The sequence below is a fragment of the Pseudomonas sp. COW5 genome (assembly GCF_026240005.1).
GTDB classification, from domain to species: domain Bacteria; phylum Pseudomonadota; class Gammaproteobacteria; order Pseudomonadales; family Pseudomonadaceae; genus Aquipseudomonas; species Aquipseudomonas kribbensis.
Map to the genome: position 1 here is coordinate 568,372 of NZ_JAPHVP010000001.1, position 15,170 is coordinate 583,541.

Genomic DNA, 15,170 nt, shown 5'->3' on the forward strand with positions numbered 1-15,170 from the left:
AACTCAAAATCCAAGGCTGGATAGCAAATCGTCCACATCGTCCTGACCGGACACAACGTCTTCTCGTTTATCGGCATGAATCTGCGGACCTTCACCCTGCGAGAGATGTTTTTGTGGATCTTTTTCAGCGAGCATCGCCGCACGGTCATGTTCGATGCCCGCAAAGCGGTCAACCTGACTGGCCATAAGGACGAGTTTGAGCAAATTGCTTTCGACTTCGGTGACCAGTTGGGTCACGCGCTTGATCACCTGACCGGTGAGGTCCTGGTAATCCTGGGCCAGCAGGATGTCGTTGAGGTTGCTCGACACCGCGCGGTTGTCCGCGCTGCTGCGTGACAGAAAACCGTCGACCCGACGCGCCAGTTCGCGGAACTCTTCAGCCCCGACTTCGCGGCGCATGAAACGTCCCCAGTCGGCACTCAACGCCTGGGCTTCGTCAGCCAGACCATTGACCACCGGCGTGGCGCTTTCCACCAGATCCATGGTGCGGTTGGCCGCCGCTTCGGTCAGCTTGACCACATAGCCCAGGCGCTCGGTCGCATCAGTGATCTGCGACACTTCCTCGGCCTGCGGCATGTGCGGGTCGATCTGGAAGTTGACGATCGCACTGTGCAGTTCGCGCGTGAGCTTGCCGACTTCCTGGTACAGGCCACGGTCACGGGTCTGATTGAGCTCATGGATCAGTTGCACAGCGTCGCCGAACCTGCCTTTTTCAAGGCTTTCGACCAGTTCGACCGCGTGTTTTTTCAGCGTCGACTCGAAGTCGCCCTGTGAAGATTCTTTATGCTCCATAGCTCCCCCGCGCGTCATCAGCCGATGCGTTCGAAAATCTTCTCGATTTTTTCTTTCAGCGCCTGAGCCGTGAAAGGTTTGACCACGTAGCCGTTAACGCCGGCCTGGGCCGCTTCGATGATCTGCTCGCGCTTGGCTTCAGCGGTCACCATCAGCACCGGCAGGTGCTTGAGTTTTTCATCGGCGCGCACGTGACGCAGCAGGTCGATACCGGTCATGCCGGGCATGTTCCAGTCGGTCACCAGAAAGTCGATGCTGCCGCTGTTGAGCACCGGAATGGCGGTGGTGCCATCGTCGGCTTCAACGGTGTTGGTGAACCCGAGGTCACGCAACAGGTTCTTGATGATCCGCCGCATCGTTGAGAAGTCATCAACGATGAGGATTTTCATGTCTTTGTTCAATTCGACCTCCAAGCAGTCTTAAACGCGTCCAGCACCTGGACGCGCCATTTCAATCAATCCGGCAAAGCACTCGATGACTGTCTGGAGCACAACAGAGCAAGACCGGTGCCGTTCACCACCGCACCAGCCTCGTTCGCAGTGTCCCCACACTGCCTTCAGCGCGCTCGCCACTCCCCCAAACGCCCCCGCAAGCGGGCCGCGCACTGGCTGTGTAACTGGCTGACCCGCGATTCACTGACGCCAAGGACTTCACCGATTTCCTTGAGGTTCAGTTCTTCGTCGTAGTACAGCGCCAACACCAGTCGCTCACGCTCCGGCAAATTGGCAATCGCGTCCGCCAGCGCCGCCTGGAAGCGTTCATCTTCCAGATCGCGTGACGGCTCAAGATGAGCACTGGCGCCATCCTCGTGCAGCCCTTCGTGTTCGCCGTCCTGCAACAGGTCGTCGAAACTGAACAGTCGGCTGCCCAGGGTGTCGTTCAAAATCCCGTAGTAATCGTCGAGACTCAACTGGAGTTCGGCCGCAACCTCGTGATCTTTAGCGTCACGACCGGTTTTAGCTTCAATCGAGCGAATCGCGTCGCTGACCATACGGGTATTGCGGTGAACCGAGCGCGGTGCCCAGTCCCCCTTGCGTACTTCATCGAGCATTGCGCCGCGGATCCGGATGCCCGCGTACGTTTCGAAACTGGCGCCTTTGCTGGCGTCGTATTTGGTCGAGACTTCGAGCAGGCCGATCATCCCGGCCTGGATCAGGTCTTCGACCTGCACACTGGCCGGCAACCGCGCCAGCAAGTGGTAGGCGATGCGTTTGACCAGTGGCGCGTAACGCTCGATCAGCTCGTACTGCGCGTCACGCGCCGACTTTTTGTAAAGGTTCATACCGCTGGCGGTCATAGCACAGGTCCTGCCGTTTGCTGCACGAGGCGCTCGACGAAAAATTCGAGATGGCCGCGCGGGTTGGCGGGCAGCGGCCAAGTGTCGACCTTTTGCGCGATCGCCTTGAATGCCAGTGCGCACTTGGAACGCGGGAAGGCTTCATAGACCGCACGCTGCTTCTGCACCGCCTTGCGCACGCTTTCGTCGTAAGGCACCGCACCGACGTATTGTAAGGCGACGTCGAGGAAGCGATCCGTGACCTTGGTCAACTTCGCGAACAGGTTGCGACCTTCCTGCGGGCTCTGGGCCATGTTGGCCAGGACGCGGAAGCGGTTCATGCCGTAATCGCGGTTGAGCAGCTTGATCAGCGCGTAGGCGTCGGTGATCGAGGTCGGCTCGTCACAGACCACCAGCAACACTTCTTGCGCCGCGCGAACGAAACTGACTACCGAGTCACCAATACCCGCAGCGGTGTCGATCACCAGCACGTCGAGATTGTCGCCGATGTCGCTGAATGCCTGAATCAGACCGGCATGCTGGGCCGGGCTCAGGTGAACCATGCTTTGCGTGCCGGAAGCGGCCGGCACGATGCGGATCCCGCCGGGACCTTGCAACAGCACGTCGCGCAGCTCGCAGCGGCCCTCGATCACATCGGCCAAAGTACGTTTGGGCGTCAGGCCCAGCAGAACGTCGACGTTCGCCAGACCCAGGTCGGCATCCAGCAGCATGACCCGACGGCCAAGCTCTGCCAGCGCCAGGGACAAGTTCACTGACACGTTAGTCTTGCCGACGCCACCTTTGCCGCCGGTCACCGCGATCACCTGTACGGGATGCATGCTGCCCATGTTATTTCTTTACCTTGTCTTGCATAGACGGAGGCCACATTACTGGCTGCGCGTTCACAACCGGAACAATGCGTGGCAGACCATCGATGTAGGTACAAAAACTGTTCATTACCTCAGCCAACCTGCTTGGTCGGGCTGTGGTAGATATCAGCGAACATGTCAGCCATGGCTTCTTCGCTGGGTTCTTCCTGCATTTGCACGCTGACGGCGCGGCTGACCAATTGATGACGGCGCGGCAGATGCAGATCATCCGGAATCCGTGGGCCGTCGGTCAGGTAGGCGACCGGCAGTTCATGACTGATCGCCAGGCTCAGCACTTCGCCAAGGCTGGCCGTCTCATCCAGTTTAGTCAGGATGCACCCGGCGAGCCCGCAACGCTTGTAACTGTGATAAGCGGCGGTTAGAACCTGTTTCTGGCTGGTGGTTGCCAGCACCAGATAATTTTTCGACCGAATGCCACGACCGGCCAGGCTTTCCAGCTGCATGCGCAGTGCCGGATCGCTGGCCTGGAGGCCGGCGGTATCGATCAGCACCACGCGTTTGCGCAGCAGCGGATCCAGCGCCTGCACCAGGGACTGGCCCGGGTCGACGTGGGTCACCGATACATTGAGGATACGGCCCAGGGTTTTCAACTGTTCCTGAGCGCCGATGCGGAAGCTGTCCATGCTCACCAGCGCAATGTTCTGCGCGCCGTACTTGAGCACGTAACGGGCAGCCAGTTTCGCGAGGGTGGTGGTCTTGCCCATGCCGGCCGGGCCGACCATGGCAATCACACCGCCCTCTTCCAGCGGCTCGACTTCCGGTGTGGCGATCATCCGCGCCAGGTGCGCGAGCAGCATGCGCCAGGCCTGACGAGGCTCTTCGATATCGCTGGTCAGCGCCAGCAGGTCGCGGGACAACGGACCGGACAGGCCGATGCGCTGCAGACGACGATACAGATTCGCCTGAGCCGGACGGCTGCCTTGCAGCTGATTCCAGGCCAGGGTGCCGAGCTGCACTTCCATCAGCTCGCGCAGGCTGTTGAGTTCGAAACGCATCGAATCCAGCGCACGCGGATCGACGCCAGCGGCAGCCGGCGCAGGTGCCGGGGCTGGACGGGCCGGTGCGGCGTACGTCGGTTCTGTCAGAGGCTCGGCTGCCGTCAGCGGCAGGCCGGCGGTCAATGGCAGACCGGAGAACAACTGGCGATTGGTGTTGCCGTCGGCCTCACCACGCATGCTCAGCTCGGCCTGGGCAGTGACGATGCGCGACTGAGTCTTGCGCAGCTCGTCTTCGAGTTCCATGTTCGGAACCCGTGGCGCCAGCGCCGACAGTTTGTAATCCAGCGCCGCCGTCAGCTCGACACCGCCGGCAATGCGGCGGTTGCCAATGATGGCGGCATCAGCGCCCAGCTCATCACGAACCAGCTTCATGGCCTGACGCATATCGGCGGCGAAAAAACGCTTAACTTGCATAAACCACTACCTCAGCCGTTGGGCCCTACTGTCGCAACGATGGTCACTTGCTTGTTGTCCGGAATTTCCTGGTAGGCCAGCACATGCAGTCCGGGAACTGCCAGGCGACCAAAGCGCGAGAGCATCGCGCGAACCGGGCCTGCTACCAACAGGATCACCGGCTGACCTTGCATTTCCTGACGCTGCGCCGCTTCGATGAGCGAACGTTGCAGCTTCTCGGCCATGCTTGGCTCCAGCAGAACGCCCTCTTCCGAGCCTTGTCCTGCCTTCTGCAGACTATTGAGCAATATTTGTTCCAACCTTGGCTCCAGCGTGATGACTGGCAGCTCGGACTCAGTCCCTACAATGCTTTGGACGATTGCACGGGATACGCCAACCCGCACAGCGGCCACCAAAGCGGCGGTATCTTGACTCTTGGCGGCATTGTTGGCGATGGCTTCGGCAATGCTGCGGATGTCGCGCACCGGCACGTGTTCGGCCAACAGCGCCTGCAACACTTTCAGCAGCTGCGACAACGTGACCACACCCGGCACCAGCTCTTCCGCCAGTTTCGGCGAGCTCTTGGCCAGCAATTGCATGAGTTGCTGCACTTCTTCGTGGCCGATCAGCTCGCTGGAGTGCTTGTACAGAATCTGGTTCAAGTGGGTGGCGACCACGGTGCTGGCGTCCACCACGGTGTAACCGAGCGATTGCGCCTGGGCGCGCTGGCTGACTTCGATCCACACCGCCTCCAGACCGAAAGCCGGATCTTTGGCGGTAATACCGTTGAGCGTGCCGTAGACCTGCCCCGGGTTGATCGCCAGTTCGCGATCCGGGTAGATCTCGGCTTCGGCCAGGATCACGCCCATAAGGGTCAGGCGGTAGGCGCTCGGTGCCAGGTCGAGGTTGTCGCGGATGTGCACGGTCGGCATCAGGAAGCCCAGATCCTGCGAGAGCTTCTTGCGCACGCCCTTGATCCGCGCCAGCAGTTGCCCGCCCTGGTTGCGGTCCACCAGCGGGATCAGGCGATAGCCGACTTCCAGGCCGATCATGTCGATTGGCGTCACGTCGTCCCAGCCCAGCTCCTTGGTTTCCATGGCGCGGGCCGGCGACGGCAGCAGTTCCTGCTGACGCTTGACCTCTTCCAGCGCCTGCACCTTGGCCACGTTCTGCTTCTTCCAGAACAGGTAAGCACCACCGGCGGCCAGTGCGGCCATGGTCAGGAACGAGAAGTGCGGCATGCCCGGCACCAGCCCCATGACCGCCATCAGACCGGCCGCCACCGCCAGCGCTTTCGGCGAGGCGAACATCTGGCGATTGATCTGCTTGCCCATGTCTTCCGAGCCGGAAGCACGGGTCACCATGATCGCCGCAGCTGTAGATAACAACAGTGATGGCAATTGCGCCACTAAACCGTCACCAATGGTCAGCAAGGCGTACACCTTGCCGGCGTCGGCGAAAGTCATGTTGTGCTGGAAGATACCGACGGCCATGCCGCCAATCAGGTTGATGAACAGAATCAGCAGGCCGGCGATGGCGTCACCGCGGACGAACTTGCTGGCACCGTCCATCGAACCGTAGAACTCTGCTTCCTGGGCCACTTCCTGACGGCGGGCCTTGGCCTGGGTCTGGTCGATCAGGCCGGCGTTGAGGTCGGCGTCGATCGCCATTTGTTTGCCGGGCATCGCGTCGAGGGTGAAGCGCGCGCTCACCTCGGAAATCCGCCCGGCACCCTTGGTCACTACGACGAAGTTGATGATCATCAAGATCGCGAAGACCACGATACCGACCACGTAGTTACCGCCGATCACCACCTCACCGAAGGCCTGGATCACCTTACCGGCAGCGGCGTGGCCGTCCTGACCGTGGAGCATCACCACCCGCGTCGACGCCACGTTCAGCGCCAGTCGCAACAGCGTCGCCACCAGCAGGATCGTCGGGAACACCGCGAAATCCAGCGGCCGCAAGGCGTACACGCAGACCAGCAGCACGACGATGGACAGGGCAATGTTGAAGGTGAAGAACACGTCGAGCAGGAACGGCGGCACCGGCAACATCATCATCGCCAGCATGACCAGCAGCAACAGCGGCACACCCAGATTGCCCCGACTGAGGTCGGCAATGTTCGAGCGAGCACTGTTGATTAACTGAGAGCGATCCACCGGTTTTCCCCGTTCCTTTAAAGCAAACTTTTGACGCCCGGAGCGGGCGCACGGCGGCTACTGCAAGAAGCCTTCCAACTTTTGCCGATGATTGAAACAGAGGGGTTTGAGTGTGGTTTTTTCTGCTGGGCGGGATGTCGCCTTCGCGAGCAGGTCGAATCGTCGCACCGTCGCTCCCACAGGGAAATGCCATTCCAAATGTGGGAGCGAGCCTGCTCGCGAAGAGGCCCGAGAAGCCAGCACAAAATGCCTTTTAAACTCGGGCGTTTAAAAGACACCTTCAGACACGCCTTGGAGGCTACGAATCCTTGCGCCGTTGCCTACAGCTACGCCAGAATCCGCCGGCTTGTGCGCCTTGGGGTCGGGTTCTATTGTGGATCGGTCGCTGACGAATCAGCGATCGGGTTTAGCGACTCGAATCATAAATAGGTGCACCAGCGCTCCATGCCTTGTGGCAGATTCAATGTCTGCAACTCCGCTATGGTGGCTGTATGCGGGAGATCTTCGGGTCTGCCGGGTGCCTATAACCGGTTCGCTAACCTGCGTACAGCCGCCACCTTACTGTTTAGCGACAGTTCCGGGCGGCTCCACTTTATAGGAGCTTCACCATGATCAAACCAACACCCAATCCGCCCGAAACCGACCCCGCCTCGCCCTACGAATCCCTCGATTCCAGAAAGCTTCACGAAGCCGCCGACCGCGCCCTCGATCACTATCTCTGCCCGCCCGGCGCCACGCCACCGCCGCGCAGAACCCGCCGAATGTTTGCCGTCACCGCGGACTTCAAAAACGAAGAGCTGCTGGTCGAACTCTGCGAAACCCTCGCTTCCGCCAGAACCATCGCCAATGACTTCGCCCACCTCATGCCCGCCGCGCAGCGCAGGACGCTGATGGGCATCGGGCAACTGATCATGCTCGGGGAGCTGGCAGCGAATCGGGTGCTGAATAATCTGGAACTACCACAGTCGCAGACCTCTGTGTAAAGGCTTGAGAAAGGCGTCGTGGCGGCCTCAAAGCCAACACATGTCATCAGGCATAAAAAAACCGCCACCGGATTCAACCGGAAGGCGGTTTTTTTTCATCACCACAAAGTCAGGAATCACGCCGCAGATCCGGCGGAATCGGCAGGTCATCCTTGAGCGGTTCCGGGAACTTGCCCTTGCCCGCGCGGTGCTGGCGGATCTGGTAGACGTAAGCCAGTACCTGAGCGACCGCCAGGTACAGGCCGCCGGGAATCTCTTCTTCCAGCTCGGTGGAGTAGTAGATCGAACGCGCCAGGGCCGGCGACTCCAGAAGCATCACCTCGTTGGCGGTGGCGATCTCACGGATTTTCAGCGCCAGGAAGTCGGTGCCCTTGGCCAGCAGCACCGGCGCCCCGCCCTTCTCCGAGTCGTACTTGAGTGCCACGGCATAGTGGGTCGGGTTGGTGATGACCACGTCGGCATCCGGGATCGCCGCCATCATCCGCCGCTGCGACATCTCGCGCTGCACCTGACGAATCCGCTGCTTGACCTCCGGCCGGCCTTCCTGGTCCTTGTGCTCGTCGCGCACTTCCTGCTTGGTCATCTTGAGCTTTTTGATGCTCTCCCAGAGCTGCACCGGGACGTCGACGGCCGCGATGATGATCAATCCGCACGCCATCCACAGCGTGCTCCAGCCCACCACTTGCAGGCTGTGAATGATGGCCCGGTCCATCGGCTCATGGGCGATGCGCAGCAGGTCGTCGACATCACCGGACAACACCACCAGCGCCACAGCCAGAATGATCAGGAATTTAGCCAGCGCCTTGAGCAGTTCGACCACCGACTTCATGGAGAACATGCGCTTGATACCGGACAACGGGTTCATCCGACTGAACTTGGGCGCCAGAGAACCCGCCGCGAACAACCAGCCACCGAGGGCGATCGGCCCGAGAAACGCAGCCAGCAGCAACGTGATCATGATCGGCTGAATCGCCAGCAACGCTGACAGCCCGGAACTCATCAGGAACCTGCCCATGGCACCCTGATCCATGATCACTTCCCGCGACAGCGTGAAGTTCATGCGCATCAGTTCCATCAGGTCCTGCGCGAGCATGCCGCCGAACACCAGCAGCGCGCCGGAACCGGCGAGCATGATCGCCAGGGTGTTGAGTTCCTTGGAGCGCGCAATCTCACCCTTTTCCCGGGAGTCCTTTTTGCGCTTCTCCGTGGGGTCTTCTGTCTTGTCCTGACCGCTCTCGCTCTCTGCCATGACTCAGCGCGCCTGTGCCAGTTCGCGTAGCAGCTGCAAGGCCTCGACGGCCAGCGGCTGATACTGGTTGAGAATGTCCGCCAGACCGACCCAGACAATGAACAGACCGAGCACGAGGGTCAGCGGGAAACCGATGGAGAAGATGTTCAATTGCGGCGCCGCCCGGGTCATCACGCCGAACGCAATGTTGACCACCAGCAGCGCGGTCACCGCCGGCAACACCAGCATCAATGCCGCGCCCAGCACCCAACCGAGCTTGCCGGCCAGCTCCCAGTAATGCGCGGTCATCAGGCCCGCGCCGACCGGCAGCGTGGTGAAGCTTTCAGTCAACACCTCGAAGACGACGAGGTGACCGTTCATGCCGAGGAACAGCAACGTCACCAGCATGGTGAAGAACTGCCCGATCACTGCCACCGACACGCCGTTGGTGGGGTCGATCATCGAGGCAAAGCCCATGCCCATCTGAATCGCAACGATCTGCCCCGCGATGACAAACGCCTGGAAGAACAGTTGCAAGGAGAAGCCCAGCACGGCACCGACCAGGATCTGCTCGGCGATCAACAACAAGCCGCTGAGATCGAGAGGACTGACCGCCGGCATGGGCGGCAGGTTGGGCGAGATCACCACGGTGATCGCCAGTGCGAGGTACAGGCGGATGCGTTTGGGAACCAGCGTAGTGCCGAAGACCGGCATCACCATCAGCATCGAGCCGATGCGAAACAGCGGCAACATGAACGTCGCCACCCAGGTGCTGATCTGGGTGTCGGTCAACTGAAGCAGCGATTGCATGACCTAGCCGATGACCAGCGGAATGTTTTTGTACAGCTGGATGATGTATTCCATGAAGGTCTGGATGATCCACGGACCGCCGACGATCAGGGTCACCAGCATCACCAGCAGACGCGGCAGAAAGCTCAGGGTCTGTTCGTTGATCTGCGTCGCCGCCTGGAACATCGACACCAGCAGGCCCACCAGCAGACTCGGGACCACCAGGATCGCGACCATCATCGTGGTCAGCCACAAGGCCTCGCGAAAGATGTCGACCGCTACTTCTGGGGTCATGGCGAAACACCTCCGAAACTGCTGGCCAGGGTGCCGATGATCAGCGCCCATCCGTCAACAAGCACGAACAGCATGATCTTGAACGGCAAGGAAATGATCAGCGGCGACAGCATCATCATACCCATCGCCATCAGCACACTGGCCACGACCAGGTCGATGATCAGGAACGGGATGAAGATCATGAAGCCGATCTGGAACGCGGTTTTCAGTTCAGACGTCACGAACGCCGGCACCAGAATGGTCAGCGGCGCAGCATCCGGAGTGGCGATGTCGGTGCGTTTGGACAGACGCATAAACAGCTCCAGATCGCTGGAGCGGGTCTGCGCGAGCATGAAGTCTTTGATCGGCACCTGGGCCTTTTCCACCGCTTGCTGGGCGGTGAGCTTCTCCGCCAGATACGGTTGCAGCGCATCGTTGTTCACCCGGTCGAACACCGGCGCCATGATGAACAGCGTCAGGAACAGCGCCATGCCGGTGAGGATCTGGTTCGACGGCGTCTGTTGCAGGCCGAGGGCCTGACGCAGGATCGAGAAGACGATGATGATCCGGGTGAAGCTGGTCATCAGGATGACGGCGGCCGGGATGAAGCTCAGCGCCGTCATGATCAGCAGGATCTGCAGGCTGACCGAATACTCCTGCGCCCCGTTGGCATTGGTGCCCAGAGTGACCGCCGGGATCGACAACGGATCGGCGGCGAACGCCAGAGGCGCGGCCAACATCAAGGCCAGGGTCAAGACGATGCGCAACGCACCCATTACTTCTTATCCTTCTGATCCTTGCCGAGGATCTTCAACAGATGCTGGGCAAATTCCGGAGTCGCTTTTTCGGAGGTGGCCGGGACGTCCACCGGTTCCTTGAGTACGTGCAGCGCGGTGATCGTGCCGGGACTCAGCCCAAGCAGGATCTGCTCGTTGCCGACCTGAACCAGCATCAAGCGGTCACGCGGTCCGAGCGCCCGGGAACCGATCAGTTCGATCACCTGCCCCTTGCCCGCCGGCCCTGCGTTCTGCACCCGGCGCAGCAGCCAGGCGAGGAAGAAGATCAACCCCAGCACCAGCAGCAGGCCGAACACCAGTTGCGTCAATTGCCCGGCGACGCCACTGCTGACCGCCGGAGCAATCGCGGGCGCCGCAGGAGACGCCGCAGCGGCAGTCGCGACCGCAGGCTCAGCGGCCATGACCGTCAATGGCAGCGCCAGCACCGCGGCCAGCAAGGAACCCAGAACCTTTTTCACTCAGCGCAGCTTCTTGATGCGTTCGCTTGGGCTGATCACGTCGGTCAGGCGGATGCCGAACTTTTCGTTGACCACAACCACTTCGCCGTGGGCGATGAGGGTACCGTTGACCAGCACGTCCAGCGGCTCACCGGCCAGACGATCGAGCTCGATCACCGAACCCTGGTTGAGTTGCAGCAGGTTACGGATGTTGATGTCGGTACTGCCCACTTCCATCGAGATCGACACCGGGATGTCGAGGATCACGTCCAGGTTCGGACCGTCCAGGCTGACCGGCTCGTTGCTCTTCGGCACGCTGCCGAACTCTTCCATCGGCAGACGGTTGGAGCTCGAAACGCCAGCGTCGGCGGCCAGCAGCGCGTCGATGTCGGCCTGCCCGGCTTCACCGGTTTCTTCCAGGGCGGCAGCCCACTCGTCGGCCAGTGCCTGATCGTCCTGGGCGTTCATTTCGTCGTTCATCATTTGTCCTCGGCGGGCAACAATTCAGTTAAAGGCGTAAGGGGTATTGCGCCGCTTCAGCGGCGCTCGATCGGCTCGATCACCTGCAACGCGAGGTTGCCTTTGTGCGAGCCCATCTTGACCTTGAAGGCCGGCACGCCGTTGGCGCGCATGATCATGTCTTCCGGCATCTCGACCGGGATCACGTCACCCGGCTGCATGTGCAGGATGTCGCGCAGTTTCAACTGGCGGCGAGCCACGGTGGCACCGATCGGCACGTCGACATCGAGCACGTCCTGGCGCAGGGCGTTGACCCAGCGCTCGTCCTGGTCGTCGAGGTCTGACTGGAAACCGGCGTCGAGCATTTCGCGCACCGGCTCGATCATCGAGTACGGCATGGTCACGTGCAGGTCGCCGCCACCGCCGTCGAGTTCGATGTGGAACGTGGAGACCACGATCGCTTCGCTCGGACCGACGATGTTGGCCATGGCCGGGTTCACTTCCGAGTTGATGTACTCGAAATTGACTTCCATGATCGCCTGCCAGGCTTCCTTCAGGTCGACGAACGCCTGCTCCAGCACCATGCGCACCACGCGCAGTTCGGTCGGGGTGAATTCACGCCCTTCGATCTTGGCGTGACGGCCGTCGCCGCCGAAGAAGTTGTCCACCAGCTTGAACACCAGTTTGGCGTCGAGGATGAACAGCGCGGTGCCGCGCAGGGGTTTGATCTTGACCAGGTTAAGACTGGTCGGTACGTACAGCGAGTGCACGTATTCGCCGAACTTCATCACCTGCACGCCACCGACGGCAACGTCCGCCGAGCGGCGCAGCATGTTGAACATGCTGATGCGGGTGTAGCGGGCAAAACGCTCGTTGATCATTTCCAGAGTCGGCATGCGTCCACGGACGATGCGATCCTGGCTGGTCAGGTCGTAGCTTTTGACACTGCCGGGTTCGGCAGCGTTATCGGTCTGTACCAGACCATCGTCGACGCCATGCAACAGCGCGTCGATTTCATCCTGGGACAGCAGATCCTGCACGGCCATGTCGTGTTCCTACTGCAGTACGAAATTAGTGAAAAGCAACTGTTCGATCACCACTTTGCCCAGCTCTTTCTGCGCCACTTCCTGGACGCTGGCCGTGGCCTTCTGGCGCAACATCTCCTGGCCGACCGGGGTCGCCAGTGTGGCGAAGTCCTGACCGGAGAAGAGCATCACCAGGTTGTTGCGGATCACCGGCATGTGCACTTTGAGCGCGTCCAGATCAGCCTGGTTGCGCGCCAGCATGGTGATGCTCACCTGCATGTAGCGCTGACGGCCGTTCTGGTTGTAGTTGGCCACGAAGGCCGGCGCCATCGGCTCGAAAATCGCCGGCTGCTTGCCGACCGGAGCGGTTTCCACGGCAGCCGCAGGTTTGCTCTGGGCGCTGTGCATGAAGAACCACGTCGCCCCCACAGACGCGCCGATGGCCAGCAGCAACCCGAGCACGATCGCGATGATCATCTTGAGTTTGCCTTTGGTTGCGGGGTCTTTTACTGCTGCTGCTTCGCTCTTCGCCATGCCAATAATCCGTCACTAATCGGGTTTTCACAGTCGCACGGCAAGGCAAGAGCAAGTGTTATGCCAGAAGTGTCTGGTAGTAGTGGAGACATCGCTGAAGTCAAAAGCAACCCTCACCCCAGCCCTCTCCCAAAGGGAGAGGGAGCCGATCGAGTTGTTTTGTCGTAATACGTCGACCTGAAGCACCGTGTCGACTTGGATTCAGCTGAAAACAATCAGGTTAGCGAGCATCCCCCAATCAGTTCCCTCTCCCCTTGGGAGAGGGTTAGGGTGAGGGGCTCTTGATTTGATCAGGCGTAATAGTCGACGGCACTGGAGCCGATCACGTGAGTAGTCGCAGCAGCCGCTTCTGCCACGGCCGCAGACGTCAACTCTTCTTCCGAAGAGTCCAGGCGACCGCCGGCGGCACTGGTGCGACCCGTCTGGCCCTGCTGCGCCTGCTCCTGACCCTGCCCTTGCCAGCCACGGTTCTGGTCAGAAACGTTGACATCGACCTGCCCCATGCCCTGCTGGGTGAACATGTCTCGCAGGCGATGCATCTGGCCGTCGAGGGCTTCGCGAACGCTCGGGTGAGCACTCATGAAGGTCACCTGGGTCTGCTGGTCCGGCACCATGTTCACCCGGATATCCAGACGACCCAGTTCAGCCGGCTGCAACTGGATATCGGCAGACTTCAGGTTGTTGCTCGACAGGTACATGACGCGGTTGACCACTTCTTCGGTCCAGCCGTTCTGATGCATGGCAATCGGCTGGTTCACCGGCACCGCGTTGGCGGTTTTCGGTGTGGCGGCCTGAGTCAGTGCCGCCAGACGGTTGGCGAAATCATCGACGCGGGTATCGCTGGTAGCGGATTTCAGGTCTTTCAGGCCATCATCAATCAGACCACTGAAGGCTTTTTCGCCGCCCTGACTGGTGCTGTCCTTGTCGGCCTGCACATCCAGCATGCTGGCCATGCCGGCGGCGAAGGTCTGGGCCGAGGTCAGCTCGCCGTCAGCCTGAGCCTGGGCCGGGGTCGTCTTGGGTTGCGACTGGCTGGAGGCGGAAATGTGACCGCTCTGCTCCATCGCCATACGCAAGGCCGGCATCGAATCGAGCGGATCGGCCTCGGGATCGAAATCACTGTCAACGGCAGGCGTCGTCGCAGTGGCGGCAGCTGGCAATGCCGCCACTGCCGGCGCCTGGGTCTCAGGCTTCACCGGAGGTGTTTCAACGACCGGCGCAGCGACAACCGGCGGCGTGACGACCGGCTGCACGACCTGCATCAGCGCCGGGTCCAGCGTCGGATCCACAACCGGGGTGGTGTCGGCGACCGGCGTGGTCGGCGTATCAGACGTATCGTCGCTGGCCACCGAATCATCCGTTGCGGTCGACGAAGTTTTGTCGGCGGGCAAGGCTTTGCCGCTATCGGCAACCGTCGCGTCCGGAGCGGCAGACTGATCCTTGCCGGCGTCCTTCTTGCCGCTGTTGTCGGCGACCTTGTCGCGTGCGGGTTTTACCGAGTTATCGACCGTGACGGAAGGCTTGTTCTGCCCCTGATCGGCAAACACCTGAGCGAAGCTCGAAGCCTTGTCCCCGGGGCCTGCGGCCACCACTGACGGTTTGGCAGAGGCGGCTTGCGCCTTGGCCTGGGCGGCAGTCTGAATAAGAATGTTAGGGGTTGCAGGCATGGCACGGTCTCCGCTGCACTGGGATCGTAGGTACAGTTGAACGAGATGACTGCAAGTGCCGGGCCAGTTTCGTCCGACGCCGGATAAAAACGCCGGACGGTTGGCTCAATGGGCGGGAGAGCGCTGTCGCTCGGCTTCATAGACGGGGCGCACATCCGCGAATTCATCGTGGATTTCGGCCACCAGCTTGATGATTTCGGACGGGCTCTTGTCCCTGGCGTGCTGTTCCAGCTCCTGACAAAGTTCAGCAAGACGGGTTGCGCCCATGTTGCTGCTACTGCCTTTGAAGCTATGAGCCACCGACGACAAGGCGTCGGCATCGGCGGTTTTTTGCAGTTCACGCAGGCGCGCTTCGGAATCTGCCAGGAACGTATCCAGCAATTCCGGATAGCCATCCTCCATGACTTCTTGCAACGCACTCAGTACGTCGCGATCTACACAGGCATCAGTCACTTGTTCACTCCTTG

Annotated in this window: 17 protein-coding genes; 1 reads left to right on the forward strand and 16 read right to left on the reverse strand. The window is 60.8% G+C overall.

From position 1 onward, the window contains the following. Nucleotides 1-3: 3 nt before the first annotated feature. The 6 genes from OQ248_RS02495 to flhA form a co-directional block, all read right to left on the reverse strand. Nucleotides 4-792 (reverse strand): protein phosphatase CheZ, encoded by a 789-nt coding sequence (locus OQ248_RS02495; RefSeq protein ID WP_085710486.1) that lies wholly within the window; start codon nucleotides 790-792, stop codon nucleotides 4-6. 17 nt (nucleotides 793-809) lie between these two features. Next, a complete protein-coding gene (locus tag OQ248_RS02500; RefSeq protein ID WP_003183998.1) occupies nucleotides 810-1,181 on the reverse strand; it encodes a chemotaxis response regulator CheY in 372 nt (123 codons plus the stop codon). Nucleotides 1,182-1,348: 167 nt separating this feature from the next. Next, nucleotides 1,349-2,089: an RNA polymerase sigma factor FliA gene (gene fliA, locus OQ248_RS02505; protein WP_007951959.1), complete on the reverse strand. Its 741-nt coding sequence runs from the start codon at nucleotides 2,087-2,089 to the stop codon at nucleotides 1,349-1,351. After that, complete coding sequence (fleN, locus tag OQ248_RS02510) at nucleotides 2,086-2,916, reverse strand: flagellar synthesis regulator FleN (RefSeq protein ID WP_003222917.1); 831 nt, start codon at nucleotides 2,914-2,916, stop codon at nucleotides 2,086-2,088. Before fleN ends, fliA begins: the two co-directional genes overlap by 4 nt. A 113-nt stretch (nucleotides 2,917-3,029) precedes the next feature. Then, complete coding sequence (gene flhF / locus OQ248_RS02515; RefSeq protein WP_085710485.1) at nucleotides 3,030-4,370, reverse strand: flagellar biosynthesis protein FlhF; 1,341 nt, start codon at nucleotides 4,368-4,370, stop codon at nucleotides 3,030-3,032. Nucleotides 4,371-4,381: 11 nt separating this feature from the next. Then, entirely contained in the window at nucleotides 4,382-6,511 is a 2,130-nt protein-coding gene (gene flhA, locus OQ248_RS02520) for a flagellar biosynthesis protein FlhA (RefSeq protein ID WP_265811937.1), read from the reverse strand. Between the two features lie 608 nt (nucleotides 6,512-7,119). Between flhA and OQ248_RS02525 the strand changes: the two genes are divergently transcribed. Then, nucleotides 7,120-7,494: a hypothetical protein gene (locus OQ248_RS02525; RefSeq protein WP_265811938.1), complete on the forward strand. Its 375-nt coding sequence runs from the start codon at nucleotides 7,120-7,122 to the stop codon at nucleotides 7,492-7,494. Between the two features lie 109 nt (nucleotides 7,495-7,603). Here OQ248_RS02525 and flhB read toward each other — a convergent pair whose 3' ends face one another. From flhB to OQ248_RS02575, 10 genes are all read right to left on the reverse strand, one after another. Next, on the reverse strand, nucleotides 7,604-8,743 hold the full coding sequence (gene flhB / locus OQ248_RS02530; RefSeq protein ID WP_265811939.1) for a flagellar biosynthesis protein FlhB: 1,140 nt from the start codon (nucleotides 8,741-8,743) through the stop codon (nucleotides 7,604-7,606). A 3-nt stretch (nucleotides 8,744-8,746) separates the two neighbouring features. Continuing rightward, nucleotides 8,747-9,532 carry a flagellar biosynthetic protein FliR gene (gene fliR, locus OQ248_RS02535; protein ID WP_114881905.1) on the reverse strand — a complete coding sequence of 262 codons (786 nt, stop codon included), beginning with the start codon at nucleotides 9,530-9,532 and terminating at the stop codon, nucleotides 8,747-8,749. A gap of 3 nt (nucleotides 9,533-9,535) precedes the next feature. Next, complete coding sequence (gene fliQ / locus OQ248_RS02540; RefSeq protein ID WP_085710476.1) at nucleotides 9,536-9,805, reverse strand: flagellar biosynthesis protein FliQ; 270 nt, start codon at nucleotides 9,803-9,805, stop codon at nucleotides 9,536-9,538. Further along, the gene (gene fliP, locus OQ248_RS02545; RefSeq protein WP_265811940.1) at nucleotides 9,802-10,560 is read right to left on the reverse strand and encodes a flagellar type III secretion system pore protein FliP; all 759 of its coding nucleotides are present in this window, start codon (nucleotides 10,558-10,560) and stop codon (nucleotides 9,802-9,804) included. Before fliP ends, fliQ begins: the two co-directional genes overlap by 4 nt. Beyond that, nucleotides 10,560-11,027 carry a flagellar biosynthetic protein FliO gene (gene fliO, locus OQ248_RS02550; protein WP_265815054.1) on the reverse strand — a complete coding sequence of 156 codons (468 nt, stop codon included), beginning with the start codon at nucleotides 11,025-11,027 and terminating at the stop codon, nucleotides 10,560-10,562. Before fliO ends, fliP begins: the two co-directional genes overlap by 1 nt. A gap of 12 nt (nucleotides 11,028-11,039) precedes the next feature. After that, the gene (fliN, locus tag OQ248_RS02555) at nucleotides 11,040-11,501 is read right to left on the reverse strand and encodes a flagellar motor switch protein FliN (protein WP_167748731.1); all 462 of its coding nucleotides are present in this window, start codon (nucleotides 11,499-11,501) and stop codon (nucleotides 11,040-11,042) included. 53 nt (nucleotides 11,502-11,554) lie between these two features. Further along, the gene (fliM, locus tag OQ248_RS02560) at nucleotides 11,555-12,523 is read right to left on the reverse strand and encodes a flagellar motor switch protein FliM (RefSeq protein WP_003222890.1); all 969 of its coding nucleotides are present in this window, start codon (nucleotides 12,521-12,523) and stop codon (nucleotides 11,555-11,557) included. A gap of 9 nt (nucleotides 12,524-12,532) precedes the next feature. Beyond that, nucleotides 12,533-13,036 (reverse strand): flagellar basal body-associated protein FliL, encoded by a 504-nt coding sequence (gene fliL, locus OQ248_RS02565; protein WP_065260765.1) that lies wholly within the window; start codon nucleotides 13,034-13,036, stop codon nucleotides 12,533-12,535. Nucleotides 13,037-13,326: 290 nt separating this feature from the next. Beyond that, nucleotides 13,327-14,703 (reverse strand): flagellar hook-length control protein FliK, encoded by a 1,377-nt coding sequence (locus OQ248_RS02570; protein ID WP_265811941.1) that lies wholly within the window; start codon nucleotides 14,701-14,703, stop codon nucleotides 13,327-13,329. Between the two features lie 105 nt (nucleotides 14,704-14,808). Then, nucleotides 14,809-15,156 (reverse strand): Hpt domain-containing protein, encoded by a 348-nt coding sequence (locus OQ248_RS02575; protein WP_265811942.1) that lies wholly within the window; start codon nucleotides 15,154-15,156, stop codon nucleotides 14,809-14,811. Nucleotides 15,157-15,170: the final 14 nt, after the last annotated feature.

Excerpts from the sequence above, each read along its gene's own strand:
- fliR (WP_114881905.1), bottom strand. The coding sequence starts at position 9,532 with ATGCAATCGCTGCTTCAGTTGACCGACACCCAGATCAGCACCTGGGTG.
- OQ248_RS02570 (WP_265811941.1), bottom strand. The coding sequence starts at position 14,703 with ATGCCTGCAACCCCTAACATTCTTATTCAGACTGCCGCCCAGGCCAAG.
- fleN (WP_003222917.1), bottom strand. The coding sequence starts at position 2,916 with ATGGGCAGCATGCATCCCGTACAGGTGATCGCGGTGACCGGCGGCAAA.
- fliQ (WP_085710476.1), bottom strand. The coding sequence starts at position 9,805 with ATGACCCCAGAAGTAGCGGTCGACATCTTTCGCGAGGCCTTGTGGCTG.
- fliN (WP_167748731.1), bottom strand. The coding sequence starts at position 11,501 with ATGATGAACGACGAAATGAACGCCCAGGACGATCAGGCACTGGCCGAC.
- OQ248_RS02525 (WP_265811938.1), top strand. The coding sequence starts at position 7,120 with ATGATCAAACCAACACCCAATCCGCCCGAAACCGACCCCGCCTCGCCC.
- fliP (WP_265811940.1), bottom strand. The coding sequence starts at position 10,560 with ATGGGTGCGTTGCGCATCGTCTTGACCCTGGCCTTGATGTTGGCCGCG.
- OQ248_RS02495 (WP_085710486.1), bottom strand. The coding sequence starts at position 792 with ATGGAGCATAAAGAATCTTCACAGGGCGACTTCGAGTCGACGCTGAAA.
- flhB (WP_265811939.1), bottom strand. The coding sequence starts at position 8,743 with ATGGCAGAGAGCGAGAGCGGTCAGGACAAGACAGAAGACCCCACGGAG.
- flhF (WP_085710485.1), bottom strand. The coding sequence starts at position 4,370 with ATGCAAGTTAAGCGTTTTTTCGCCGCCGATATGCGTCAGGCCATGAAG.
- fliM (WP_003222890.1), bottom strand. The coding sequence starts at position 12,523 with ATGGCCGTGCAGGATCTGCTGTCCCAGGATGAAATCGACGCGCTGTTG.
- fliA (WP_007951959.1), bottom strand. The coding sequence starts at position 2,089 with ATGACCGCCAGCGGTATGAACCTTTACAAAAAGTCGGCGCGTGACGCG.
- fliL (WP_065260765.1), bottom strand. The coding sequence starts at position 13,036 with ATGGCGAAGAGCGAAGCAGCAGCAGTAAAAGACCCCGCAACCAAAGGC.
- OQ248_RS02500 (WP_003183998.1), bottom strand. The coding sequence starts at position 1,181 with ATGAAAATCCTCATCGTTGATGACTTCTCAACGATGCGGCGGATCATC.